This window comes from Ignavibacteriota bacterium (genome assembly GCA_016713565.1).
In the GTDB taxonomy this organism is placed as follows: domain Bacteria; phylum Bacteroidota; class Ignavibacteria; order Ignavibacteriales; family Melioribacteraceae.
Map to the genome: position 1 here is coordinate 80,038 of JADJOX010000008.1, position 26,388 is coordinate 106,425.

The following is a 26,388-nucleotide window of genomic DNA, read 5'->3' on the forward strand; positions in this document are numbered from 1 at the left end:
ATTAAAATTAAATAATTGGAAATTGCGGTAAAGTAATTGTAAATAAAGTGCCTGAATTTTCTTCGCTATTTACTGAAATTGTTCCGCCATGTTCAAAAATAATTCTTTGTACAATACTTAAACCAATTCCGGTACCTTTAGCTTTTGTTGTAAAATATAAATTAAAAATTTTATTTAACATATTTTTAGAAATACCAATACCGTTATCCGCTATTTCAATTTTTATATTATTATTTTCTTCATGATTTATTGTCAATATTATGTTTCCGTTATTTTTTGTCGCGTCAAAAGAGTTCTGTAAAAGATTCATAAAAACCTGCTGAATTTGATTCCTGTCCCAGTTTACAATTCCGTCCCATTCGGCTTTAAGTAAGAATTCAATTGATTTATCCGAAAACATTGGAATATAAAGGTTTCTTATCTGACCTGTCAAATCAGACAATTTAAATTCAGTTAATATTATTTTTTCCGGTTTGGAAAATCTTAAAAAACTATTTACTGTTTCGTTTATTCTTTTTACTTCTTTATTAACCAAGCCAGCAAGATTTTTAAATTCATCTTTTCGGTCAATCGGTTCAAAATCCATTTGTAATTGCTGTGTAATTGTGCTTATTGTATTTAAAGGATTTCTAATTTCATGAGCTACGCCTGAAGCTAATTCACCCATTGCTACTAATCTTTCTTTTCTTTGGATTTGGTCCTCTAATAATTTTTGTTTTGTTAAATCTCTAAAAACGAATATAGTATTTTTATTATTACTTTCCGTATCAAAGTTAGTTTTGGAAAGTAATAAGTACCTATTTTGATTATTGATTTTTATTTCTAATTGTTTTAATCCATCATTTGAGTTTATTATATCCATTAGATCATTTGATTTTAATAGATCAAAAAATTTATTCGTATTAATTTCATTTTCATTAAAACGAAATAAATTTATAGCCGCTGAATTAACGATTTTAATAAAATGATCTTCATCTAAAACAATTACAGCATCGCTTACATTTTGTATTACATTGTTGGAAAAATTTTCTATAGTTCTGAATCTTTTTTGTAGAAAATCGAAATTTTGACGCGTGAAAATGTAAGTGAGAAGCAAGGAGCCTAAAACGAATAGAGTTATTCCAATAATTACTAATCTTCTAATAGCTCGTTGATTTATACTTATCAACGGCTGAAGTGAAATTCCTAAACGAAATATTCCTACCGTATTACCATTATATGAAAAAGGGTGAACGGCTTCAAAAATATTTAAAGAGTCGTTTTCAATAACTCTTGAGGCAAATGTTGAATCTATTAGTGATTTCTTTAAAAAATCAGAATCATCAAAGTTTTCCAAGGTTGAAATATTTCCGGAGGCAGCGATAATTTCGTCTGAATTCTGCAATACTGTATAAATTAAGTTTTTGTTTTGCGTTAATTTTTTTAATAGGCTTCCGAAGCCAATTTGTTTTCTGAATTCCAAAATCTTTTCAGCATTCAAGTTTAAAACGATAGCGCTTCTGTCTTTTGCCGAAACAGCAATTGCAAATCTAAATCCATCTTCGAATCTCGCTTTTTTAAATCCAATAAATAAAGAATCAGTTATTCCTTTGAAAATCGGAGCCAAAACATCATTAGGATCAATTTTTGGTTCCAAATCCGTGTGAATTATTTCATGATTGCTGAAAATCTTTTTCCCGAATTTATTGAAAATATTTATTCTATAAATTTGATTTTGTTCGGCAAAATGTTTAAGAATATTATTGTTGATTTGCCCTTTTTCAAAAAGTAATTTTATATAATTGGCATTGTTGAATAAGCGATTCTTTAATTCTGAATTTAATAGATCATATGATATTAATGCGTTTGTTGAAGAAGTAAGAGTTGTTTCCAAAAGTGAATGAGCCTGTTCCTCCATTAAATTATACATTTCTTTTTTACTTTGGTAATATTCAAACAAAACGGAAGATATTACTAAAATTGCTACCGCAATAAAAATTAGAATTAAACTCTTAGGCTGAAGATCAACTTTATTAAAAATTTTCACTCGTATTAGAAATAATTATTTTTTAAAGAATCTTTGTGAAATTACACTTTCCATTTCGTGAAAAATATCAACTTAAAATTGATAATCAAAATGAATATTGAATTGATTGTTTTTGTATTTATACCAATAACTGTTGGAAATATTGTTTGTATTTATATAAGACAGAGAGAGCAGAATATAACTATTTTCCAATTCAAAACGTTTGGATAATGAAAAATTCACAGCAGTAAGTTTATCGTTTCGTAAAATGTTTGAATCAAACAATTCTTCGCTTAAATAAATCCCCTGCGAAGGGTACTCTTTTTTTGTGTAAGTAAAAATGCCTTTAAGCATAAAATTATCACCAAATAATTGAGTTAATTGAGCTGAAATTGAATTAGATTCATAACTGATTGGATCATCGAAGTATTGAGATTCATCGCCGTAAACATAGTCTAATTGTCTTATATATTTTGCAGTGCCGCCTATAATGTTTTGCTGCGAATATTGAACAGCCAAGCCGGTATTTTCTAATATTGATTGAGCAATTCTTCCATAAAAATTAAATTGACTGGTAAATGCGCTTGAAGAAAATGATTGTTCCAAACTATCTCCGATTATTGAAGGATCATTGAGATCAGTTTCAAAATAATTTTTATAATTATAGGAAATTCCTCCCATTATAGTGGTTTTGGACTCAAAACTTCTATTAAAGTCAATGCCGGCCGAACCAAGTAAATTATCCAAATCGTTTAGATATGAATAATTGGTATAGCTTAAAGATGCATTTATATTACAGTTGAGATCATTAAAGGGTAATTTATATTTAGTGTATCCGTTATAATTTGTTAGGTTATAAAATTCATAATTTGAGTTATTAATTCTTTGTTCCAAAAATAAACCGTAAATAAGATTTTCATCAGAATTCCAAAAACCAAATTGATGCCAATAAAAATTTCTGTCGCTTATTTCGTGAAATATTGAATAATCGCCGTAATAACCAAATCCTAAATTATTCAATTTATATTCTATACCTAAATCTAAAGAACTAATCAATGTAGAAACCGGGATAGGGTAATGAAATGGATTATCGGAATACTCCTGTGAAGTTGATAAACTGAAGTTCAATTGCCCAAACAAACTTTGTGAAATAAAATACAAAGCAAAAATGTATAATTTTTTATTTAAATATTTTGGTGTTTTCAATTTAATTAATTTCCTTTGCCATTCCCGCCTTTTCTGACTTTTCCGGAATTACCGCTGCCGGAATTATCTATATTATTGCCGGCGCCGTTTATATTTCCGTTTTGTGCATTAACGGCCCTTTTATTCGCGTTATTATTTCCATATCTTTTACTGTTACGATTGTTTCCCGCATTATCATTAATTCCGTCTCCATCTAAATCAACAAAACCTTTTTTACCTTTTCCATTATAATCTTCATCCAATCCATTCGGAATTCCATCACCATCATGATCAGGCGCATTATCGTTGTATCCGTCACCGTTTGCGTCTACAAAGTTATTCCCATGCTGATTTCTTTCGGCATTTTGCATTTTAATTTTATTTTGATTTTGTGCCGATGATGAATCCTGAGCAAATTGAACACTGCTAAATACAAAGAATCCGGACAGCATTAAATAAAGTATGATTTTTTTTTTCATTTTAGCCTCGCTGAATATTGTAATGTAGAATTGTAGTAAGAATTGTGCCAATCGTATTCTTTTTGTTTGAAAATTTTTAGTATTTAAAAACAAAAGGAAATTGAGGAAATTCAAAGAGTTTTGGTTTTTGTGATTAATAAATTAATTCTATTTCTAATTTTCTAATTTAACTAAAATTTTAAATCCAACATTTTCGTCGAAAGCATCGACAAACTGGTCGAAAATTGAATTAAAGTTTTTCTAATTATTAAATAAATATTGGGAAATGAAATTTTGAGATTTGGCACACCAATTGTCGACTGTTCGAAAAAAAAAGGAAATGACAAATGAAAAGTTTAAGTCAAATATTCGCAAAATTAATATTAACAGCATTCACAACTATAATAATTATTACTGCATGCAATTCGCCGGTTGAATCTAACAATGTTATTAATTCAGGCGATGTTTCTGAGGTTTTAAAGGCAATGCCAATTGAAGAAATTAATTCTGATGAAAATGAAGGATTAGTATTTATGCGTGAAGAAGAAAAACTTGCAAGAGATATTTATTTGGTTTTATATAAAAAATGGAATGCAAATGTATTTAATAACATATCTAAAAGTGAACAAAAACATACTGACGCTATAAAAATTTTATTGGATAAATATCAAATTACGGATCCGGTTATCTCTGATGAAGTTGGTGTCTTCAGCAATCCGGATTTACAGGCACTTTATAACACATTGATAGAAAAGGGAAATACATCTTTAATAGAAGCTTTGAAAGTTGGTGCGGCAATTGAAGAAATTGATATTTTGGATCTTCAGAAAAATTTGGAAAAAGTCGATAACGAAGATATTACATATGTTTACAATAATCTAATGCGCGGTTCAAGAAATCATTTAAGAGCATTTAATCAAAATTTAGAGGCACAGGAAGTTGATTACAAGGCGCAATATCTTGATCAAGATCAGTTTGAAGCAATTGTTTCAACTAGCATTGAAAAAGGTTCTAACAGAGGCAGAGGACGAAATAGGTAGGATGAATCCTCAACTTTAGATAGGAAAAACCTCCTTTGGGAGGTTTTTATTTTTTCGAAAAATATTTCCAGTAAATATAAAAAGGCAAACCTGATAAAATTAAAATTGTTCCCATCGCCGCGTCTTCTGTGTCGGCGATTATTGAATTTATTAAAAATAAAAAAGAAAAAACAACAAATATCAACGGCAGATACGGATATCCCCAAACCTTGAATGGTCGCTCTACATTCGGCATCTTTTTCCTTAGCACAATTACTCCGTAAGCCCCAAGCATATAAAACAACCAAGCCGCAAAAATTACATAATCGGTTATTGTATCAAAGGATCCTGAAAGGACAAGTACACTTGACCATAATCCCTGAATAATTAAAGATGTGTGAGGTGTTCCGAATTTTGGATGTACTTTACCTAAATAATTAAAAAATAAGTTATCCTTTGCCATAGCAAATTGAACTCTTGCGGAAGCTAAAATACTTCCGTTGAGAGCGCCGAATGTTGAAATGATTACGGCTATAGAAATTACTGAAGCTCCGGATTGACCGAAAATAAGTTCCATTGCAGATGCGGCAACTAAAGGTGATTTCTTCATAACGTCAATTGGAAGAATGTATAAATAGGCAATATTAATAATTACATAAACCGCCATTACAATTAATGTTCCGTAAAGCAAACCAAGAGGAATGTTTTTCTGCGGATTTTTCATTTCTCCGGAAATGAAAGTTACATTGTTCCAGCCGTCATATGCCCAGAAAGCTCCGGCAAGTGCGAGTCCAATAGCGGAAATCAATTCACTTGTATTATTTTGCGCAATTGAAAATCCTGTAATAACATTGGCGAATGAACCGTTGCCTAATGTAATTAGCACAACAGCCAAGGCAATAATTGCGGCTATCTTTATAATTGTAACAATAGTTTGTACAATTCCGCCGAAAATTACACCGATATAATTTATTCCGGTTAAAAATAATATGCATATAATTGCAGCGGCTTTTGGTCCGAATTCAAAGAAAGGATGAATATTGCCTACCAACGGCATATAAAATGTAAAATCCTGCAAGCTTTGCGGAAGCTGTGGATAATTAATAAAATAACCTAAATATTCACCAAAAACATATGCGATTGCCGCTTGACTTCCGGTTTGAATTACAGAAAGAACCGACCAGCCGTAAATAAACGCTACTCCGTCACCATACATTTTTCTGAAGTAAACATATTGACCTCCAGTTGAATCAATAATTCCGGCAACTTCAGCATTTACTAAAGCACCAATGAAAGTAATAATGCCGGCAATAATCCAAATTATGATAAGTAATTCAGGTGAACCTAATTGACCCGCCATTGTAGCCGGTTTTCTAAATATTCCGGAGCCTATCATTGAGCCGGCGACTATCATTATTGATGCGGTTAATGTTAAACTTCTGACTAATTCTGTTTTGGGAGCTGAATTTTTCATTACAATGTTTTATAAATTAATATTGTCTTGAATTTAATTAAAATAATTAATAATCCCATAAATTAATTCTTCCAAATTATTGTAAAATTTAAACAAACCAGGTAATTGTATTAAAAGTTAATGTAAAAATTGGAATGGTTTAATTAATACTTATTTGTAAAATGGAAATTCCGAATAAACTTTAATTTTGATTAAAACCAAATTTTCCAGAATTCTTAAAATCATAGCTACTTTTATAATCATTTTGAAAAATTCCGAATTTTAAGTAATTTAGATTTAGTCTTAATAAGGTTTTTTTTGGAACGAATTAAAATTTTAATTTCGAATAAATATTTTTTAATGAATTTTGCTATAACCTGCATCCTTCAGCGACTGAATGATTTTGAAGTATACGGAGTGGCCCCTGAAGAAATACATACTGAAATTAAGAAATTTAATCCTCATATACTTATTTGTGAAGTTGAAAAAAGTAAGGACGAAACTTGCCAATTAATTGAAAGAATTAAGATTGATTTTCCCAAATTAAAAATTTTAGTATTGGTCGATTATAACGACAGAAAGCACATAAGTGAATTATTAAAATATAAATTAGACGGATATTTGCTAAAGAATACGTCGAAAGATGAGTTAATATTTGCCTCAAAAAAAATTCATAGCGGTGAAAAATATTACAGTAAAAAAATATATGAATATGTGATGAATAATTTTGATGAAGACCTAAACGAGCGGAAAAATGGGGAGTTTAATTTTTTATTAAGCGGAAGAGAAAAAGAAATTTTAGAGCATATTGTGCTTGGGAAAAAAAATAAGGAAATTGCCAAAATATTTTTCATTAGTGAAAATACTGTTTTAACGCACCGCAGAAATATTATGAAGAAAATGAATGTTAAAAGCACACCTGAACTAATTGTCGCTTCCATTAGAAACGGAATTATAACATTTAAAGATTAACACAATACTAAATTCTTAGTATTAAAAATTACCAATTCCAAAGTATTGATATAAATCCACGCTTATCTTTTATTTACTATTAAGATTAAATCTTAATAGCCAGAATAAATTGAATAATACACATACATTTTCTTTTTTATATAAAATAAAACTTGCCGGAATTTTATTATTGCTTTTATCTTTTTCAAATTCAAACAACGCGCAAAATGTTATTAACGGAAAAATTTATGATTCGAATACAAAGCTTCCATTAGTTGGCGCAAATATCTATTTAGAAAATACATCTATCGGAACCTTAAGTGATGAAAATGGGAATTTTCTAATTAGTACAAAATCAAATAAAAATAAATTCAAATTAATTGCATCCTATATCGGTTATTTCTCTGAAGAAAAAGATATTGAATTAAACAAAAATTATATTTCAATTGAACTTTACTTAAAACCTTCACTGCTCAATCTAGATCAAATTGTTGTTACGGGAACAAGGACCGAAAGATTTTTAAAAGATACTCCGGTTAGCACAAGAGTCATTAATAAAGAACAAATTCAAAATTCCGGGGCCAGCGATATTAAACAAGCGCTTTCCGAAATTAATGGAATTGTTATTCATGAAAACCAATTTGGCACCGGCGTTAATACTGTTGAAATTCAAGGTTTTGGAAGTCAGCACGTGCAAATTTTGGTAGATGGAATTAAAATGATCGGCAGAGTAAACGGTGAGCTTGATATTTCAACTATTCCAATTAATCAAGTTGAAAAAATAGAGCTAGTAAAAGGCGCTGCTTCGGCTTTATATGGCAGCGAGGCAATGGGCGGAGTTATAAATATTATTACAAATAAAATGAACAACGATTTTTCAATGACATCAGATTTATCGACCGGAAGTTATGGAAGATTGGATGGAAGCATAAATCTTAATGTACCTGTAAATAATTGGAGACCAAGTTTAAATTTTAGTTATAGAAAGTATGACGGATATGATCTTAATAAACTAACTCCTTCGGATGACGGAACGGCGTATAAAAAATACCACGGGCAATTTAATCTAAATGGAAATCTAAATGAAAATACTGAACTGAATTTGAGAACTTTATTTTTTAATGAAAATCAAAATTCACAAAGCAGTATAATCTTCAGAGATCGTATTGAGAATATACAATTCGCGGGCAGACTTGAACTTACGTCTAAGCAAATTATTAATTCTTTTAATATGAAAACCGGAATTGAATATTCCGTGTTTGATCATACTTATGATCAAAAAGTTATAAGCAGCGGCTTTATAAAAAATGGCGACGCTACACTTGAAAAATTATTGCGAGGTGATGTATTGTTTGATTTTGCATTAGGGAAAAACTTAATAAACGGCGGTTATTCATTTGAGTATGAAATAATTGGATCGGACAGAGTAATAAACGAGAATCAAAACTCAAATCTTAATAATATTTTTCTGCAAGATGAAATAGTAATAAATGACTGGTCAACTTTTCTTGGAGGAATTCGTTTAGACGCGCATTCGGTTTATGGCAGTCAATTAACTCCAAAAGCAGCGGTAATGTTTAAACCATCAATTAATTCCAGAATTAGAGTTTCATATTCCGAAGGGTTTCGCGCACCTTCATTTAAGGAATTATATATAGAATACGTTAATTTAAATGTTGGTTATCATATAACCGGCAATCCGGAGTTACGTCCAGAAAAATCAACATCTTTACAAACTGATATAGAATATTGGAATGATAATAATTATCATCTGAAGATTCACTTTAACTATAACCAAATTTCAAACTTAATTGATTATAAATATTTAGGTATAGAGGACAACTATGGAATTTATAAAACCGCGAATTTGGAAAAGGTAAATACCTGGGGAGGTGATTTTGACGTTGAATACTTTCCGTATGATTTTCTCAATTTTAAATTCGGTTATGGTTATTTTGATTCGAAGGATCTTCAAACAAATGATCAACTTCTCTTAAAATCAAAGCACAAAATAAATTTTTCCTTCAACCTCAATTTCATTGGATATTTGTCTTTTAGTTTTAGAGGACAATTTTTTGGTAAGCAAATATGGAAGGATTATGAAGAAATTATTTATACCGGAAGGAATGAAGTTATTTCTTCATATTGGTTATTCCACACGAATTTAAATTATAAAATTTCAGAAAAGCTAAATACATATTTAGGAATGAGAAATCTTAATAATTATATAAACAAAACTTGGGGACCAATGCCCGGACGTGAATGGTACATTGGACTTAAATATGAATATAAATAAGAAACAAAAGTGAGTGAGAAAGTGAATAAAAGAAAATGTTTTATTACGCATTGCGAAGAATGCAATGCATTTAACTTGTTTTATAAAGGAGTGCAAATACATGTAAGTTTTAAAAGTCTGCAGTTTATTCTTTCGGGTATCTATCAATATGATAATTTAGACGAAAGAATTAAATCTGAAAAACCTTTCAGAATAAAGATCGATCCGGTTTTTCTTACAATAGACAATAATGACTACAATTGGTTTAAGGAAGAAGTTGAAAATGTTGTTATGCAAAAACTAAGTATTCAACGATTCAATATTTATAACTATTTGAACAACTAAGGAGCAATTATGAAAAAATTATTTTATATAATTTTTGTATTAAGTTTAATTACGGCATGTGATGATAATTCAACTGACCCCAAAGATGAAAATAATACAAAAGTACAGCAATTTAAATCACAGAATGTAAAAACAATCGGCAAGCAATATTTTACATTTAGTACAAACACAGCAGAAACTGCTGAGCCGGAGAATTACGATATTGCATTTGGAACAGTTCCATTAACAATTGAAACGGCGCCATGCCAATTTTTTACAATGCCGAATGATCCATTAATCTTATGTGGATCGAATTCATCAATTGCAGTATTGAATGCCGCGAAATTATCTGACGTAGCAACAATTCCGGCAGAAAGCGAATTCAAAACGGATAAAACAGTAGGTGAAGCATTTATTGGAAAGAATTGGTACGACGCAAATAATGCCGTAAGGAATGACGTATTTGTAATAAAAAGCTGTTCCGGTAATTATTCGTTATTAGAAATTTCAAATTACGATTACGACTTTCCTTTACATCAAATATCTTCCATTCACTTTAAATATAAATTCAATGCTTCCGGTTCAATGGATTTTACAACAACTCCATTGGATTCATTTAAAACCGAAAATGCTAATTCCGAAATGAAATATTTTTCATTTGAAGAAGGAAATGTAACATCGAGTCAAACCTGCCAATTAAAATTTAGCGGCAGTTCAATTTGGCTTGGAGAAAACGTTGAAATAAAAAAATTAGAAAATACGTCAATTGAAAATGTTTCAACAATTACAAACTCAGATTTTTCTTCAGATATAAAAACTAATTACACAACACTCGGTTGGTATAACTACGGCGAAGGTCATTTGTTAACTCCAGAAGATTTTGTATATGTGGTTAAAACAGTCGAAGGAAAATATGCCGCGGTTGAAATAATAAATTATTATGATGAACAAGGTAATTCAGGCACATTTACAATTGATTGGAAATATTTAAACTAAACAAAAATTAATTTGTATAGAAAGGGAAATCATGATTAAAATAAATAGACTAAAGTATTTATCATTTTTAATAATCTCTATATTTTTTTTACACAATAATGTAGTAGTCTCGAAGAATCTTCAATCAAAAAAAATAGGAGTGTTATTGGTTAACCACGGTTCGCATTCAGCTACTTGGAGAAATGCCTTACTGGATTTGGAAAATAGAGTAAAACCTGAAATACTTAAAAATAAAAGTATAGCAAAAGTAACCACATCGTTTATGGAATATACAGAGCCTTCAATTGCTACAAGACTAAAAGAATTTGATAAAGAAGGTTTTACGGATGTAATTATTATTCCAATATTTTTGACCGTTAGTTCGCATTCGTTTGATGACATTCCAACAATCATCGGACGAAAAACCGATAAGCATTCTTTGGAGTTATTGAAAATAGAAAAAATTGAACGATATACTCCGTCTGCCGAAATACATATTACACCGCTGCTGGATTTTACGGATATTCTGCAAAAAAATATTGTGAGCAGAGTTAAAAATTTAAGTAGAAATTCGCAAAATGAAGGACTGGTTCTAATTGCATATGGTGATAAAACATATAATAAAGAGTGGAGCGCATTATTGGAAAAAGTCGGAGCGACAGTTGAAAAACAAATTGGTATTAACAAATACAGTTATGGATGGTGTGGGCACGTAGCACATTATAATCCTGATTCTACTGCTACCGCTATAAATAAAGTGCTGAATTACAAAAATAAAGCAATTGTAATTCCGGTTTTAGTTGCCCATGACGAAATGTTTCAAATACAGATAATCGGCGATGGAATAAAGAAAATAAAAGAATCGGATAAAAAAGTTATTTACAAGCCGGATGCAATTTTACCGGATAAAAATATTCAAAATTGGGTTATTGATATTTCGAATGAATTTGCAGATGAAATTGAATCAAGAATGGCTAGTAAATAAATTGAACAAGAGAACGATTAGAAAACTTAATAATAATCTTCATCGGGATTTCGGATACTTTTTTTCTTCTTTGGTTATTGTTTATTCATTATCCGGATTGGCATTAAATCATGTTAACGATTGGAATCCGGATTTTGTAATTCAAAAAGATACAATTTCTATCCCTTCTAAATTTACTTATGAAAATATCTCGGACGAAAATATTACTTCGCTTAGTAAAATTGTTGGACACAATGAATTTAAACTTTATGATTCGCCGACAACAGACCAAGTAAAAATTTATTATGAAGACGCGTCGTTTCATATTGATTTTTCGCGGATGTTAGGATTTTATGAAGGAGTAACAAAACGTATTTTATTTTATGAGGTTAATGTTTTACATAGAAATAGTTTGGCTGAGTGGAAATGGTTTTCGGATATTTTTGCCGCCGCGTTAATTTTTATAAATGTTACCGGACTGTTTATATTAAAAGGAAAAAACGGAATCTTTGGAAGGGGTAAGTGGTTCATTGCTGCCGGATTTCTACCACCATTAATTGCTTTGATTATTTTCAGTATAAAATGAATTTAAAGTTAAAAAATTTTATGAAGTTCAATACCTTCTTAACTTGATTAAAAAGGTATTGAACTAAAGTTGATTATTTATTCTTCCTTACTCTCCATTTGATTTTTATTTTATCTTCCAATTTTTCAAATATTATATAGAGAATTGGAATCACAATCAAAGTTAGTAAAGTTGTAGTAGTTAATCCGCCAATTACCGCACGTGCTAAAGGAGTCCAAGTTTCCGAACCTGAGCCAAGTTCCAATGCTAATGGAACCATTCCAAGAATTGTAGTTAATGCTGTCATTAAAACAGGACGCATTCTAGCTGAACAAGATACTTTAACTGCTTCAAATAATTCATAGCCTTGTTTCCGCAGTTGATTAGTGTAGTCAACAAGCACAATACCATTATTAACCGCAATTCCAACTAACATTACAAGTCCCACCAAAGCCATAACGCTAATACTTGTTCCAGTAATAAAAAGGAAAAAGAATACACCGATTACCGACAGTGGAACGGTAAACATAATAATTAAAGGGTCAACAAAAGATTCAAATTGTGCAGCCATTATCATATATACTAAAAGTATTGCGGCTATAAATGCCAACATCAAATAGAAAAATGCTTCCTGCTGATCTTCTGCAGTTCCTCCAATTATAACTTGGAATTCTGATGGTATAGCGGTTTCCGCCACAATTTTATTTACTTCTTCCGTAGCTTTCGAAAGATCAATACCTGATAAACTAATGCCGATGGAAACAAATCTATTTTGATTTTCCCTGAATATTGTAGGCGATGCCTCTTCTTCAGTAACTTGAGCAATTTGTTTTAATTTGATCATATCGCCATTGGGTAATGATAACTGCATATTCTCAATCATATCTTTTTGATTTCTGAATTTTTTATCGTATTGAATTCTTATGTCATATTCATCACCAAGTTCACGGTATTGTGAAATTACTTTACCAGCCATAGCGGTTGAAATGTTGCTGGCGACAGCTATGCTCGATAATTTTAAATCATTCATAACATCTTTATTAAAATGAACTTGAAGTTCGGGAGTTGTTTCCTTGGTATTCAATGTTATGTCAACAAATCCTTTTACTTTATCAAATTTACCTTTTAATTCGTTAGCTATAATTTTTGCCTTGTCGATATCGAATCCGGTAATTTTAACTTCAATATCTTTTTCTGTTGAAAAAGTTCCGCCGTCTTGAAAGAAATATGTTACACCCGGAATATCGTCCAATCTTTTTCTCAATGAATCCTGAAATTGAAATTGAGTTAATTTTCTTTGATCTTTTGATTTTAATTTAATTATGGCTTCAACTGTACTTGAGGTTGTGCCGAACGCGCCGATTCCTTCTCTTTCACCGTAAAAAATTGCTATTGATTCCATTGCGTCTTTGGGAATGGTTTCTTTTACGATATCTTCAATTTGATACGCGTATAATCTTGTTTTTTCAATCGGGGTTCCGGATGGCGTTTCCAATAGAAAGTCAATAAAACCTTGATCGCTTTTCGGTAAAAATTCTCCGCCGAGAAATGCGGTCAAACTTAATGAAACAATAAATAGTACTAAAACAATTAATAGAACGGTTTTTCTTCTTATCAGTGACCAGTTTAAAATCTTTGCGTAATTATTTGCAAGCTTGTCTAACATTGATCCAATTCGTTCTTTAAATTTATTGAATCTTCCCTCTTTATTCTTTTTGCTTTCCAAGCCTAATATATTTGCAGACATCATTGGAACAATTGTAAGTGCAACAATTAAAGAAACAATTAAACTAAATGTTATTGTTAGCACAAGATCTTTAAATAATTGTCCGGTTATATTGGGTACAAATAACACAGGTACAAACACCGCAATAGTAGTAAGTGTTGAAGCTGTTATTGCCATGCCGACTTCAGTGGTACCTATATCTGCCGCGTCAAATTTTGATTTACCCATTTCTCGATGTCTGTAAATATTTTCCAAAACAACAATAGAATTATCTACAAGCATTCCAATTGCCAAAGCTAATCCAGCCATTGAAATTATATTTAAAGTAAGATCCGCCGCATAAAGCACAGCAAACGTAATAATTACGGATAAAGGAATTGAAATTCCCATAATAATGCTTCCGCGGATATTTCTTAAAAAGATATAAATTACAAGAAAAGCAAGAATGAAAGAAATTATGGCTGTATCGCTCAAATTATTAATTGACTGCATAATAAAATCAGCTTGATCCCACATTACAGTTAACTTGGTACCTTGAGGTAAGCCGGTTAAAATATCCGGTAAAGCTTCTTTTACTCTTCTGGTTGTTAAAACAGTATTTGCGTCGGATTGTTTCATAATAAACATGAAAACACCTTCACCGTAATCCGCTCTGACTTCGGAAGCGTTTTCTTTGTAACCGTCTTCAACAACTGCCACATCTTTAACAAGTACAGGCTCTTTACCACGCATTGTAACAATAGTATTTTTTATTTGTTCAAGCGATCGGTATTCACTAAAGATTCTTAGATTATAACTTTTGCTTTCCGTTTCAATTGTTCCTCCGGGTAAAAGTCCGCTGCCGACTTGAATTGCCTGTGAAACATTATCGGGAGATAATCCATAGGAAGCTAATAATGTTGGATTTATGTTAACGTTAATTTGTCTTTGCAATCCGCCTTGTGTTTGTACGGATGCTACGCCCACAACTCTTTCAAGAAGCGGTTCAATTTTTTCTTCAGCAAGTCGTCTCAACTCCGCAGAACCCAAGTAATCTGAGCTTAAATTCAAATAAATAATCGGCATCATCGATGGATCGAATACAAAAGTAATTGGCTCTGTTGCGTCTGTCGGTAAAAAGTCTCTAATATAATCCAGATTTTTACGGATATCAATTTCAGCTTGATTCATATCCGTTCCATATTTAAACTCGAGTGTTACAATTGAAGCGCCTTTAAAAGATTGTGAGCTTACTTTTTCAATATTTTTTACCGAGGAAACAGCTTCTTCAATTGGTCGCGATATAAGATTTTCAATATCTTCGGGACCAACGCCTGAATAATTTGTAATTACTCCAGCAATCGGAAATGTAATATCCGGGAAGAAATCTATTTTTAATTGTGAAAAAGAAAATAAGCTGAATCCAATTACCACAGCATAAAACATTATAAGTGTAATCTGCCTTCTCAATGAAAATTTTGTTAGTATCATTTTCTGCTCGCTCTAATCAATTATTTTAACTTTATCACCGGTCTTAACTATATTTTGCCCGACAACTACCACCGTGTCTCCAACATTTAAACCCGAAATAATCTCTATTCTTCCATCACTGCTAATGCCGGGTTTAATTTCCAATAGATTAGCTTTGCCGTCTTTTATTACAAAAACAAAATATTTTTTAAATGACTTTTGCAGTCCGGTCTCACGGTCTATTTTGACTTCTGTTCTGCTTTGTATCGCGATTTCGGGAATAATAATTGAATTTTCTTTAACCGCATTTTTAATCAAAAATTCGCCGAACATTCCTGACTTTAATAAATTGTCAGGTTTTTTTAATTCAACTTCGACTTGTAAATTTTTAGAAATTGGATCTACGGCATGATCGATTTCAGTTACTGTTCCTTCATAAATTTTATTTGGCACGGAAGGGAATTCAACATTAACAGACTGTCCCTTATGAATTCCTTCAATTTCAGTTGAAGGGATTTTTACTTTCGCTTTCATTTCGCCTGAATTTATTAATTGAACAATTGGCAAACCTGCGGCTGCCATTTGGTTTTGCTCAACAAATACTGATGCGATAGTTCCGCTAAAAGGAGCCGTAATAAAACTATTTGCGTATTGTTCTTTTGCTTGCTGAAGCTGGACTTTTGCAGCTTGCAAACCTAATTCAGAAGATTCATATTGTGTTTTTGTCTGATCAAATTGCTGATTGCTTATTGCTTTTTGATCATACAGTTTCTGCATTCTTGCAAATTCCTGCTGAATTAAATTAAATTGCGCTTGAGCAGACTTAACCCCGGTTTCTGCCGCTTCTACGCTTTGCTTAAAAATTGCATTATATTGAACTGCTAAAGTTTGACCCTTTGCGGCTTTATCGCCAGGCTTTACCGAAATGTTTGTTATTCTTTCCGAAACCTTTGAATATAGTACAACATCTTCTCCTCCGGTAATCGTTCCCGTTGCTTTAACGTAATTTTCGATATTGTTTAATTTAATAGTAAATACCTTTACGGGTATAATCTTCTCACTTTTTTGTTCGGTCTCTTCATTGCAAGCTGTAACAATTAATATTAAAAAAACTGCAGATATCAGTAATAATTTTTTCATTTTATCCTCTATGAATTTATTCCCAAATTTTATTCAATATTCCCATCGAATACAAAAGGTTAAGTTGGCTGATATTATAATTATAAATCCCTTGATAATATTGAGTCTGGTTTGATGTGTTAAGCAGCTGTGCATTTAAAACATCTAACTGCGTACTCATTCCTTCCGCATAAAGCAAGTTTGCAAGACGTAAACTTTCTTTTGATTGAATCATAGCTTCATTTAAACTTTCCAAATTTTTAACCGATTCGGAGAAGTTGTAGTAGTTCTGCTCAACGTCCAAAATGCGTCCTTTATCGGCTTGCTCAAACATTAATTCCATTTGCTCGGTTTGAATTCTTGCTTGCTGATAATTTAATATTTTTCTGCCGCCTTCAAACAAAGGCCAAATTAAAGCTAGTGAAATTGATTTTGATCTGATATAATCATTCCACATAACATTTGAATTACTCAATTGTGCTTGATGCGCTAAATTTGCGGAGACTGAAACAGTCGGTGTAAAACTACCTAAAGAAATGTTTTCCGATTGTTTTGTTGCCTCAATTTTATAAAGTAATGATTTAATGTCATTTCTATTTTCAAAAGAAATATCTTTTAGTTCGCTAAGTTTTGTTGAACTAAAATCTTGCAGAAAATCTTTTTTCATTAATGAATCGCTAATAACAAGGGAATCTTCAAATGAAATATTTAAAAGAAATTTTAATCTTTGCAGACTTAGAATTTTTTCAGATTTAGCTTTTTCTAAATTTGGCAGTGAAGCGGCTAATTGTGCTTTTGCCCTTTGCAAATCCAATTCCGTTGCTGTGCCGGCTTCGTAATATTTTTTAACTTGTTCAAGATTAGATTTAGAAACATCAACGGATTCATTTGCCGTTTTCAGCAATGATGCAGCTAATATAGTTCCGTAATAAGCTTGAAGAGATTGAAGCACAACTTCTTTTTCTTTTCCTTTTAGTTCTTCACTTAACGATTTTTTAATGTTATTTTGAATTTTTATATTAAACCATCTTGAACCGCCGGTTAATATTGGTAAAGAAAGATCGAGTGAATGCTGGAATGCAAATTTTGTCCCTACCGTAAATTTTTGTCCCATAAAAACAAAAACCGGAAGTTCTAAATTATTTGTTGCCAGAACCTGGTAATTTAAAGACGGTAAAAAATATGAATAAGATTTCCACACTTCTAAATCTTGATATTCATTTTCAAGTATTTTTGATCTGAGTGATAAATTTTCAGATTTAGAAATTCCAATAACATCGTCAAATGACAATTCAATAATTTTTTTGGATTGTGAGAATAAGTACTGGTTAAAAATTAAAATTAAAATTGAAAATAATAATAGTTTTCTCATAAAAATTACTCCGCCGAATCTTTGATAATAAATGTGTTGATCCAGAACTCAACAAAATTGTTTAGCTTTTTATTTACTTCTTTAATTGATATATCAAAAAATAAAAATTCGCCTATGTACATTATAATTGTACCAAAGAAATTGATTGACAAAGTCTCGGGATTGTATTCTTTTGAAATAATTCCAAGTTTTTGATTTGCCTTGATAATTGAAATTAGTTTTCCCATTTCGGATTTATATCTTATTAATTTCATTTCTAAAATTCTATTTGGGACATTTGTCGATTGAATAAACGCCGAAAATTTTGTTAGAGTTGGATAAATCGACAAAAACTCAATGTACAGTTTTACAATATTCCGCAACAAAATTTCTATTGGGTCATTTTCGTTAATATGTTTAAGAACTAATTCATCAACTTTCACATAAGTTTCTTTCATTAATTCTTCCAACAAAGTTTCCTTATCCTTGAAATAATAATACAGAACAGGTTTAGTAACATTAGCCGCTTCGCAAATTTCTCTAACGGAAACTTTATGAAATCCGTCTCTGGCAAATAATTCTGCCGCCGCGTTAAATATTTTATTTTTAGTTTCGTTTGAAATTAATTTATCTTGTATTTTGCTCATTGAATAATCCTTTACTTACCGTTCGGTAAATTAATCATTTCTTGAAAATTTTTCTACTTACCGCTAAGTAATATTTCAATTTGACGAAGAATTATATAAAAAGTTTTACGGCTTGCTCTTTAAGATGCTAAATTATTAATTACGTTTGAATATTTATTATTTATTGCGATAACATGTATTGTTAAAAGAAATATTAAATCTCATAAGTTATGATAATTAAATTTATCTACAATTATTTTTCTTGATGATTCGACAAATATCCAATAATAATGTATATCTCGTTAAAATTCTAAATTAATAATAAATTACATATAGCGTTTAATATTGCTTGATGTTCTGGTTTACGACAAGTGTATTTCACTTCAACGTAATTTAAGCGGAGAATTTAAAATTGCATTTGCATCTGGTTTTAAAATGAATGAAAATGTCAATCAATTTTTCATTGCTTTGGAAATAATTTACTTTAAATAAATTTATAAATCGGTTAGCAGTTTATTTTCCGGAGATTTTGTAATGAGCTGATCCAAATTTTCGGTTAAATGATCAATAATTTTAAATTCATCATTCTTTTTTAATGGTATTTTTGAACCGCGTTTATCCAATGCGTCGGATACATTTTTAATCGTAAAATATTTTAAATCCTTAGCTGGCTGATATAAAAACACTTTATCTTTATCCAAATAAATTTTTGAAAATAAACCAACCTCAACGAATTCGGAAATTATTTTATCCGTTAGTATTATTGGAATTCCTAATTTCTCGGAAATTTCACTAGTTGACATTGCTTTTTTGCCCATCTGGAAATTTTTAGCGATAATTTGCGCGATGGCTAAAGAGATTAATTTTTTTTGGTGGTAATTTATATTTTTCGAATCCGCTTCAAATTCAAAATTACTTATGTTTTGAATCGCGTAAGATATTTCGGCTCCGAATAAAAATATAAGCCAGCTCGTTTGAAGCCAAATTAAAAATAAAGGAAACACGGCAAAACTTCCGTAAATAGCGTTGTAGTTTGCAATGCCAATTTGAAAAGTAACATAAATATATTGAACTATTTGATAAAGAGTTCCGGCAAATATTGCCGCAAAAAATGCCGATGAAAATTTTACCGGACCATTTGGCATAACGACATAAAATAGAGTAAATAACATCCAAATTATTATATAAGGAAGAAATTTTAATAAAAACGAAATTATCGGCACTATCATTCCCAGCAATTTGTATTTCTCCGCTAAATCATCAATAAAAACGCTGATGAATACGGTTAAACCGCTTGACAGAACAAAAAATAACGGAGCCAAAAATATTATTGCGAGAAAATCGCTGAACTGTCTGACAACGGAACGTGAAGTTTTGAATTTCCAAATGTCATTAAGAGAATATTCAATATTATTAAGCAATTTTATTACAGTCCATAAAAGTAAAATAATGCCGACTCCGGCAATAATTCCGCCTTTTGTATTTTCCAAAAGCATATTTGAATAACTTACAATTTTGACCATAACAGCTTCGTATTCTTTGAAATTTTCCATTAGGATTTTTTCTAAATTTTCTTGAAGTCCGAATCCCTTGAAAATTCCAAATAAAATTGCGACAACAGGTACAACGGAAAGCATAGAATAAAAAGTCAGTCCGGAAGATTTTAACACGCAATTGTCATCGCGGAAATTGCGGATTGAAAGAATAATAATTCTCTGATGTTTTATGAAAAAGGCTTTTTTACCTTTGAGTTCACTTAATCTAATTCTCCAAATGTCTTCGGTAAAAAACTTAATGTACTTTTTAATTTGATAAGATAAATTTTTCATAATTTTTTTTATTCCGGAACAAAAAAGCGGATATTTGGAGATAAATTCAACTAAATAAATTTTTTCGGTTATTAATAACTAAAATTATAACAAATCAATTAAAATTAATAACTTGTTTAATTAGAATCATTATCGAAATTGAAATGAGTGAAATAAATTGAATTGAAAGAGAAGGGTGCTTTTTAAACACCCTTCTTTTAGAAATTATTTTGTTCTTGAGAATTCGATTCTTCTATTTTTAGCTTTATTTTCAGGAGAATCATTAGCTACCATTGGTTTTGAAGCACCATAACCAACTGCTGTCAATCTATTTCCGTCAATTCCTTGAGCAATTAACCAATCTCTAACAGCATTTGCTCTAAGTTGTGATAGTTTTTGATTACTTTTTGCGTTTCCTACGTTATCTGTATGTCCGCTTATCTCAACATAAATTTCTGGATAAGTATTTAATGTTTTTAATGCCTTTTGTAAAGTTTCTTCGGATTCCGCTGTAATGTCGGCTTTTCCGGTTGCGAAAGTAATTCCATCCAATACAATTGCAACACCTACTTTAACAACGTCATCATCCGGATTTAATGGATTTGTTCCTCTTTTAACTTCAACGTTATCTTCAACTGTTCCGTCGTCAGAATCTTTTTTAAATGGACTTGTCTTATGTTTTAAAACTTCATCACCGTCTGATAAAGTATCGCCGTCTGTATCAGCTTTTAAAGGATCGGTTTTATATTTATTTACTTCTTCGCCGTCTTTCAATCCGTCATTATCAGAATCTGTTTTTATTGGATTAGTTTTCGTTTTGCTGATTTCTTCGTTATCGTTTAATCCATCACCGTCCGTATCAGCTTTTAAAGGATTTGTATTGTGATTATTTAATTCATCTGAATCAGATAAACCGTCACCGTCTGTATCAGCTTTGTTTGGGTCAGTTTTGGTTTGATTAACTTCCTCGCCGTCATTCAATCCGTCACCGTCTGTATCTGCGGCTTTTGGATCGGTTTTAGTTGTTAAGAATTCTTGTCCGTCTGATAAACCGTCACCGTCTGTATCGGCAACTTCCGGATCTGTACCAAGCTCTTTTTCTTGTTTGTCTGTTAAACCGTCGCCATCTGTATCTTTGTTAGGATCGCCGCCAACAACGGTTAATCCAATTGTAATATTATAGAAGCCATCATTGTTGTCGTTTTTAACGAGCGATTCCAAATTATCTTTTAAAGCCATGTAATATCCGGCTGTTGTTTCAAACGCGACATTATCCAATAATCTGAATTGAATTCCAAGTCCTACCGGAACAGCTCCCATCCAGCCATTTAGGTCTTCACCAGGCGTAGCTACACTAGGTATATTTTCTACTTCATAGTTCATGTAACTATAACCGCCATAAATGAAATAATCAATATTATCTTCAGAATAAGGATAAATCAATAATCTTGCGTCAAGGGGTCTTACTAAAGTTCTGTAATCTGTTCCTTCAAGTACAGATACGCCGACGCCTAATTCAGCACCTAAAAAACTGCTGAAACCATATCTTAGAAATGCTCTGCCGATGCTGTTGATATGTTCTCTGTTGCCAAAATCTGTTTTACCAATAGAACCGCCAAGACTAACACCTCCGCCTAAACCTGGCTGGTTTAACTGTGAAAATGACGTAGAAGTGAAAACTGCAACAATTACTATAGTTAAAAATATTAATAACTTTGCTTTCATATTTCTTCCTTTTATTTGTGAATGATTAATTGAGTTTATATTGAATTTAATTTATATTCAATATTAATTCGTATAAGAAAATTTAAATGTTTGGGCAGATAATTTTCCTTAATCCCCCCAATTAAATGAAGATTATATGCGTGCTCGAAATTAAAACGACTCAATAATTTTATTAAAGTTGTTTTTAATCTCAATTTGAAACTACCTGATAAAATTAACAAATAGATTCTATTTTCAAAATTATTAAATTAAATGTAGAAAGCAAACAATATTGATATTGTTTATTTTTCTTCTATTTTAACTTATAAGAAAAAAAAGGGATTACAGTCCAATTTAATTCACTTGAATATATTAGTTGATTCGCATATTTTTTCATGAAATTTTTAATATTAATTCTAAGACAAAGTGTTCTTTTTTTAGATTATAATATTGGTTAAATTTGTTTAACAATTTTTGAAATTATAGCAGCTTATGATATATAAATCAATTCTTTTTACTTTAATGGTAATTGTAATTATCTGCGGATTTTCATTTCCGATTGTATCAAGCCCATCAGCTTGGTATGAAATTTCGAATATTCCCGGATTGGAAGAAAAAGCTAAAATAATCTTTTTCACGTCCCGACAGCTTGGCTTTCCGTTGTCGCTTTTCTTATGGCAATGATTTACGGAATAAAATATTTACGCAAGCAAAATATGGACGATGATGCGAAATCTCAGGCAGCTCTTCAATTGGGAATGATCTTTACAATTTTGGCTACAGTTACAGGATCAATTTGGGCTAAATTTACATGGGGTGCATTTTGGCATTGGGATCCGAGAGAAACAAGCATTTTTATTCTTCTGTTAATTTACGGTTCACTCTTTGCGTTAAGATCAGCAGTTGAAAATGAGGATAAAAGAGCCAAACTCTCTGCGGTATATTCAATAATTGCGTTTCTAACGGTACCGTTTTTTATTTTCATAATGCCCAGAATTATGTCGGGTTTACACCCGGGATCTTCAAATGACGATAATTTGGGTCCGGTTGTTGATTTTAAAATGAACGGAACTATGCAGATTATATTTTATCTGTCGTTAGTTGCTTTTACTATGTTTTACTATTGGATGTGGAAAATTGGTTATAAATCGATAATAATTAAAGATAGACTCACAAAAAAAATTTTATAAGGAATTAAGTTGGAAAATATTTTAGGATTTTTGGAAAACAACTCTTTATACATTGTTTTATTCATTGTTTTAACAATATGGATTGGTGTATTTGTTTACATGAATTCATTAGATAAAAGATTAAAAGAAATAGAAATTGAATTAAAGGAAACAAAAAAATGAAAAATAAATATATTTTCGGCGGTATAATCATAGTTGTATTTTTAGGAATAATGTCGTATCTGTTTACGGAAACAAATATTTCCTATGAAGAAAATTTTACTGAAGTAATGAATTCCAGCAAAACGATGAAAGCTACCGGTAGCTGGGTGAAAGAAAAGAATTATAATATGGATAATTCGAAAAAAGAATTTTCATTTTATATGAAAGATTATCTTGGAAACGAAATGAAAGTAATTTATAACGGTACTATTCCAAATAATTTTGAATCCGCTACATCTGTTGTTGTTACAGGAAAATATAAAAACGGCTGTTTTCACGCTGATGACATTTTGACTAAATGTCCTTCCAAATATGAAGAGCAGTTTGATAAATCTTCAAAATCATAATTAGAAAGGCGAAAACAAATGATTGGAAATATAATTTTAACAATCGGTTTTTTGTCCGGATTGTTCACTTTTTTTATGTATTATTTGACCTATAAAGGTTATTCAAATACATTGGGTAAAGCGCGTATCGGTTACCATGTTGCCTCTGTAATGACAATTGCAGCAAGTTTGTTATTATTCCACGCAATCTTAACTCATCAATATCAATATAAATATGTTTTTAATTACAGCGACAGTACATTATCTACAGGATTATTGCTTTCAACATTTTGGGGCGGACAAGAAGGAAGTTTTATGCTATGGACTCTCTTCACCGCAATAATCGGAATAATATTATTAGAATATACTTCTAAAAGAGGTGATTTGGAACCGAGAGTAATGATGGTGTATTCTTTGAGTTTCACATTTTTACTTCTTCTTGTTAATCCGCTGTTAAAAAGCCCTTTCAATTATATTTGGATGGAACCAAGCTTTATTGAATTAAAAAACATAAACAGTAAATTTCTCTCAATGCCGTTTATGCAGAGTTTTATTTTTCAAGATCAAGCCGGCGGCAAAAGTTTTGTTGGAATGGATCAACAATTATATGCTCAATTGAAAGCGGCAGGAATTTCAGTTAACGATTTTATTATTGAAGGCAAAGGATTAAATCCGTTGCTGCAGAATTTCTGGATGCAGATCCATCCTCCAATTTTATTTGTCGGTTTCGCAATGTCCGCTGTTCCTTTTGCATTTGCCAACGCATCTTTAATTAAAAATGATTACAGAGATTGGGTAAAACAATCTTTGCCTTGGTTATTGGTCGGTACAATGGTTTTAGGATTAGCTATTATGCTTGGTGGATATTGGGCTTACGGAATTTTGGGATGGGGAGGATATTGGGGCTGGGATCCAGTTGAAAACTCGAGTCTGATCCCTTGGTTGGTTGGCGTTGCTTCCGTTCATACAATGTTGATACAGAAAAAAACACAATCATCGGGCGGAGCCGGAAGATTTGTTAAAACAAATATTATACTTTCCATGCTTGTTTATATTCTTGTTCTGTATAGTACTTTTTTAACACGAAGCGGAATTTTAGGCGACTCGTCGGTTCATTCATTTGCAGAACCCGGAATGCTTGTCTATTTATTACTAGTAATTTTTATGCTTACATTTTTGATTATGGGAATCGGGGGATTTATTTACAGGTGGAAATCTTTAAATTCCAATTTTGATAATGAAGATAGCATATTATCAAGAGAACTGGCATTATTTACTGGTTCAATTGCTTTAATAGCTTCGGCAATTGTTATTATTGCAGGAACATCAGCGCCAATTTTTGGAAAATCCGTTGAACTAAGATTTTATGACGAACTAAATTTACCCATCGCAATAATAATCGGCTTATTAAACGGCTTCAGTTTAATATTAAAATGGAAAAGCAATAAAGCCGAAGATCTTTGGAAAAAATTAATTGCTCCTGTTGCAATATCTGCTGTTCTTACCTTGATTGTTGTATTTTTATTCAACGTTAGTAAATTAATGTTAATAATTTTGTCATTTTCATCACTATTTGCCATAGTTGTTAACTTTGAAATTGCATATAAAATTGCCAGAAAAAAAACATTATCACTGGGTGCTTATATTGCTCATATTGGGATAGCGTTATTTTTATTGGGTGTTGTGGCAACAGGAGGTTTTACTCAACAAGAATCAATTGATCTAGAAAAGGGAAAAACCACAAACGCGTTCGGTTATAATTTAACCTTTTTAGGGTATGATAAAATTGAAAATACGGAAAGATTTGAATTTAAAATCAAAGTTGAAAAAGAAAGCTCCTCAAAAGTAATTGCCCCGATAATGTTTTTCTCATCAATGAATAATAGTTTGATGAGAGAACCGGATATTTGGAACATGTTTACAAAAGATTTCTATGTAACTCCGTTAAGTTATACTGACGGCTCAGAAGAAAATTCTTCCGGCGGCGGCGGAACAAATATTACTTTGAAAAAAGGCGACAATATCGATTTCAAGCGAAGTAAGGTTACATTCGATAGTTTTAATTTTCCTCCCGAAGCAATGTCGGCTATGATGGGCGGCGGTAATTTTACTATTGGCGCAAAATTAATAGTCGATTACAATGGAAAAAAATTCAATGTTGAACCGAAAATGAACAGCACTGGCGGCAATAAAGAATATGTTCCTGTAGAAATAGCTGACGCGGATCTAAAAATAGAATTGACAAATTTAGACGCAAGCGGTTCGGTTGGATTGAAACTTTCAAATATCTCTAACAACGGTGATACCAAAGTGCAGAGTGAACCTAAAGAAGTACTTTCAATTGAAGCCAGTATTAAGCCTTATATTAATTTAGTTTGGACCGGAGTTTTATTAATGGTCGCGGGTTTTATTATTTCCGCAATTAAGCGAACTAAAGAAGTTTAATCAATTCTAAATATTTTTAAAAGAAAGCGAATATTTTATTCGCTTTTTTTTTGTCTAATGTAAAATTGACAAATAATTTATTCTCAGTCTCTGCAAAAGAATTGTAATTATTATATTATTGACACCAATTGTTTTAAAACAAGATGAATATATATAGCAATTAATGTGAGATTTTTTTACTTCTTTTTTTAGCAATATGTATTTTTTTTACTAACAGTTTTTAGTTTTCATACTCATATGAAGAACAGAAATTGAACATTCGAAATGTT

20 protein-coding genes and 1 pseudogene are annotated in these 26,388 nt (G+C 31.1%); 11 read left to right on the forward strand and 10 right to left on the reverse strand.

Features of this window, described 5'->3' with window-relative positions; translation table 11 throughout:
- Positions 1-7 precede the first annotated feature (7 nt).
- From IPK06_14985 to IPK06_14995, 3 genes are all read right to left on the reverse strand, one after another.
- Positions 8-2,026, reverse strand: a complete 2,019-nt coding sequence (locus IPK06_14985; protein ID MBK7981279.1) for an ATP-binding protein — start codon at positions 2,024-2,026, stop codon at positions 8-10.
- A 72-nt stretch (positions 2,027-2,098) separates the two neighbouring features.
- Positions 2,099-3,211, reverse strand: a complete 1,113-nt coding sequence (locus tag IPK06_14990; GenBank protein MBK7981280.1) for a hypothetical protein — start codon at positions 3,209-3,211, stop codon at positions 2,099-2,101.
- A gap of 5 nt (positions 3,212-3,216) precedes the next feature.
- Positions 3,217-3,669 carry a hypothetical protein gene (locus IPK06_14995; protein ID MBK7981281.1) on the reverse strand — a complete coding sequence of 151 codons (453 nt, stop codon included), beginning with the start codon at positions 3,667-3,669 and terminating at the stop codon, positions 3,217-3,219.
- A 326-nt stretch (positions 3,670-3,995) separates the two neighbouring features.
- On the opposite strand from IPK06_14995, the gene IPK06_15000 reads away from it, so the two are divergent.
- Positions 3,996-4,688, forward strand: coding sequence for a DUF2202 domain-containing protein (locus IPK06_15000; GenBank protein MBK7981282.1), 693 nt, complete (start codon positions 3,996-3,998; stop codon positions 4,686-4,688).
- Between the two features lie 46 nt (positions 4,689-4,734).
- On the opposite strand, the gene IPK06_15005 is transcribed toward IPK06_15000, so the two are convergent.
- On the reverse strand, positions 4,735-6,141 hold the full coding sequence (locus IPK06_15005) for an amino acid permease (GenBank protein ID MBK7981283.1): 1,407 nt from the start codon (positions 6,139-6,141) through the stop codon (positions 4,735-4,737).
- 696 nt (positions 6,142-6,837) lie between these two features.
- On the opposite strand from IPK06_15005, the gene IPK06_15010 reads away from it, so the two are divergent.
- The 6 genes from IPK06_15010 to IPK06_15035 all read left to right on the forward strand — a co-directional run bounded on the left by IPK06_15010 (position 6,838) and on the right by IPK06_15035 (position 12,195).
- On the forward strand, positions 6,838-7,092 hold the full coding sequence (locus tag IPK06_15010) for a response regulator transcription factor (GenBank protein MBK7981284.1): 255 nt from the start codon (positions 6,838-6,840) through the stop codon (positions 7,090-7,092).
- Between the two features lie 109 nt (positions 7,093-7,201).
- Positions 7,202-9,367, forward strand: a complete 2,166-nt coding sequence (locus IPK06_15015; protein MBK7981285.1) for a TonB-dependent receptor — start codon at positions 7,202-7,204, stop codon at positions 9,365-9,367.
- A 21-nt stretch (positions 9,368-9,388) separates the two neighbouring features.
- On the forward strand, positions 9,389-9,691 hold the full coding sequence (locus IPK06_15020; GenBank protein ID MBK7981286.1) for a hypothetical protein: 303 nt from the start codon (positions 9,389-9,391) through the stop codon (positions 9,689-9,691).
- 9 nt (positions 9,692-9,700) lie between these two features.
- Entirely contained in the window at positions 9,701-10,666 is a 966-nt protein-coding gene (locus IPK06_15025) for an HmuY family protein (protein MBK7981287.1), read from the forward strand.
- A 31-nt stretch (positions 10,667-10,697) separates the two neighbouring features.
- Positions 10,698-11,630, forward strand: a complete 933-nt coding sequence (locus IPK06_15030; protein ID MBK7981288.1) for a CbiX/SirB N-terminal domain-containing protein — start codon at positions 10,698-10,700, stop codon at positions 11,628-11,630.
- Complete coding sequence (locus IPK06_15035; GenBank protein MBK7981289.1) at positions 11,599-12,195, forward strand: PepSY-associated TM helix domain-containing protein; 597 nt, start codon at positions 11,599-11,601, stop codon at positions 12,193-12,195. Before IPK06_15030 ends, IPK06_15035 begins: the two co-directional genes overlap by 32 nt.
- A 73-nt stretch (positions 12,196-12,268) precedes the next feature.
- Here IPK06_15035 and IPK06_15040 read toward each other — a convergent pair whose 3' ends face one another.
- From IPK06_15040 to IPK06_15065, 6 genes are all read right to left on the reverse strand, one after another.
- Positions 12,269-15,370, reverse strand: coding sequence for an efflux RND transporter permease subunit (locus IPK06_15040; GenBank protein MBK7981290.1), 3,102 nt, complete (start codon positions 15,368-15,370; stop codon positions 12,269-12,271).
- Between the two features lie 12 nt (positions 15,371-15,382).
- Positions 15,383-16,489, reverse strand: coding sequence for an efflux RND transporter periplasmic adaptor subunit (locus IPK06_15045; GenBank protein ID MBK7981291.1), 1,107 nt, complete (start codon positions 16,487-16,489; stop codon positions 15,383-15,385).
- A gap of 16 nt (positions 16,490-16,505) precedes the next feature.
- The gene (locus tag IPK06_15050) at positions 16,506-17,840 is read right to left on the reverse strand and encodes a TolC family protein (protein MBK7981292.1); all 1,335 of its coding nucleotides are present in this window, start codon (positions 17,838-17,840) and stop codon (positions 16,506-16,508) included.
- Positions 17,841-17,845: 5 nt separating this feature from the next.
- On the reverse strand, positions 17,846-18,466 hold the full coding sequence (locus IPK06_15055) for a TetR/AcrR family transcriptional regulator (protein MBK7981293.1): 621 nt from the start codon (positions 18,464-18,466) through the stop codon (positions 17,846-17,848).
- A 473-nt stretch (positions 18,467-18,939) separates the two neighbouring features.
- The gene (locus tag IPK06_15060; GenBank protein ID MBK7981294.1) at positions 18,940-20,274 is read right to left on the reverse strand and encodes a YihY/virulence factor BrkB family protein; all 1,335 of its coding nucleotides are present in this window, start codon (positions 20,272-20,274) and stop codon (positions 18,940-18,942) included.
- A 204-nt stretch (positions 20,275-20,478) separates the two neighbouring features.
- Entirely contained in the window at positions 20,479-21,978 is a 1,500-nt protein-coding gene (locus IPK06_15065; GenBank protein MBK7981295.1) for an OmpA family protein, read from the reverse strand.
- A gap of 471 nt (positions 21,979-22,449) precedes the next feature.
- Between IPK06_15065 and ccsA (IPK06_15070) the strand changes: the two are divergent.
- The 4 genes and pseudogenes from ccsA (IPK06_15070) (at position 22,450) to ccsA (IPK06_15085) (ending at position 26,119) form a co-directional block, all read left to right on the forward strand.
- Positions 22,450-23,147: pseudogene (gene ccsA / locus IPK06_15070) on the forward strand (cytochrome c biogenesis protein CcsA).
- Positions 23,148-23,165: 18 nt separating this feature from the next.
- The gene (locus IPK06_15075; GenBank protein MBK7981296.1) at positions 23,166-23,309 is read left to right on the forward strand and encodes a CcmD family protein; all 144 of its coding nucleotides are present in this window, start codon (positions 23,166-23,168) and stop codon (positions 23,307-23,309) included.
- Positions 23,306-23,695, forward strand: coding sequence for a cytochrome c maturation protein CcmE (locus IPK06_15080; GenBank protein MBK7981297.1), 390 nt, complete (start codon positions 23,306-23,308; stop codon positions 23,693-23,695). Before IPK06_15075 ends, IPK06_15080 begins: the two co-directional genes overlap by 4 nt.
- An 18-nt stretch (positions 23,696-23,713) precedes the next feature.
- Positions 23,714-26,119, forward strand: coding sequence for a cytochrome c biogenesis protein CcsA (gene ccsA / locus IPK06_15085; protein ID MBK7981298.1), 2,406 nt, complete (start codon positions 23,714-23,716; stop codon positions 26,117-26,119).
- Positions 26,120-26,388: the final 269 nt, after the last annotated feature.

Coding starts and splice junctions, on each gene's coding strand:
- IPK06_14995 (MBK7981281.1), bottom strand. CDS start 3,669: ATGAAAAAAAAAATCATACTTTATTTAATGCTGTCCGGATTCTTTGTA.
- IPK06_15000 (MBK7981282.1), top strand. CDS start 3,996: ATGAAAAGTTTAAGTCAAATATTCGCAAAATTAATATTAACAGCATTC.
- IPK06_15005 (MBK7981283.1), bottom strand. CDS start 6,141: ATGAAAAATTCAGCTCCCAAAACAGAATTAGTCAGAAGTTTAACATTA.
- IPK06_15010 (MBK7981284.1), top strand. CDS start 6,838: ATGAATAATTTTGATGAAGACCTAAACGAGCGGAAAAATGGGGAGTTT.
- IPK06_15025 (MBK7981287.1), top strand. CDS start 9,701: ATGAAAAAATTATTTTATATAATTTTTGTATTAAGTTTAATTACGGCA.
- IPK06_15030 (MBK7981288.1), top strand. CDS start 10,698: ATGATTAAAATAAATAGACTAAAGTATTTATCATTTTTAATAATCTCT.
- IPK06_15035 (MBK7981289.1), top strand. CDS start 11,599: ATGAAATTGAATCAAGAATGGCTAGTAAATAAATTGAACAAGAGAACG.
- IPK06_15040 (MBK7981290.1), bottom strand. CDS start 15,370: ATGATACTAACAAAATTTTCATTGAGAAGGCAGATTACACTTATAATG.
- IPK06_15045 (MBK7981291.1), bottom strand. CDS start 16,489: ATGAAAAAATTATTACTGATATCTGCAGTTTTTTTAATATTAATTGTT.
- IPK06_15050 (MBK7981292.1), bottom strand. CDS start 17,840: ATGAGAAAACTATTATTATTTTCAATTTTAATTTTAATTTTTAACCAG.
- IPK06_15055 (MBK7981293.1), bottom strand. CDS start 18,466: ATGAGCAAAATACAAGATAAATTAATTTCAAACGAAACTAAAAATAAA.
- IPK06_15060 (MBK7981294.1), bottom strand. CDS start 20,274: ATGAAAAATTTATCTTATCAAATTAAAAAGTACATTAAGTTTTTTACC.
- IPK06_15065 (MBK7981295.1), bottom strand. CDS start 21,978: ATGAAAGCAAAGTTATTAATATTTTTAACTATAGTAATTGTTGCAGTT.
- IPK06_15080 (MBK7981297.1), top strand. CDS start 23,306: ATGAAAAATAAATATATTTTCGGCGGTATAATCATAGTTGTATTTTTA.
- ccsA (MBK7981298.1), top strand. CDS start 23,714: ATGATTGGAAATATAATTTTAACAATCGGTTTTTTGTCCGGATTGTTC.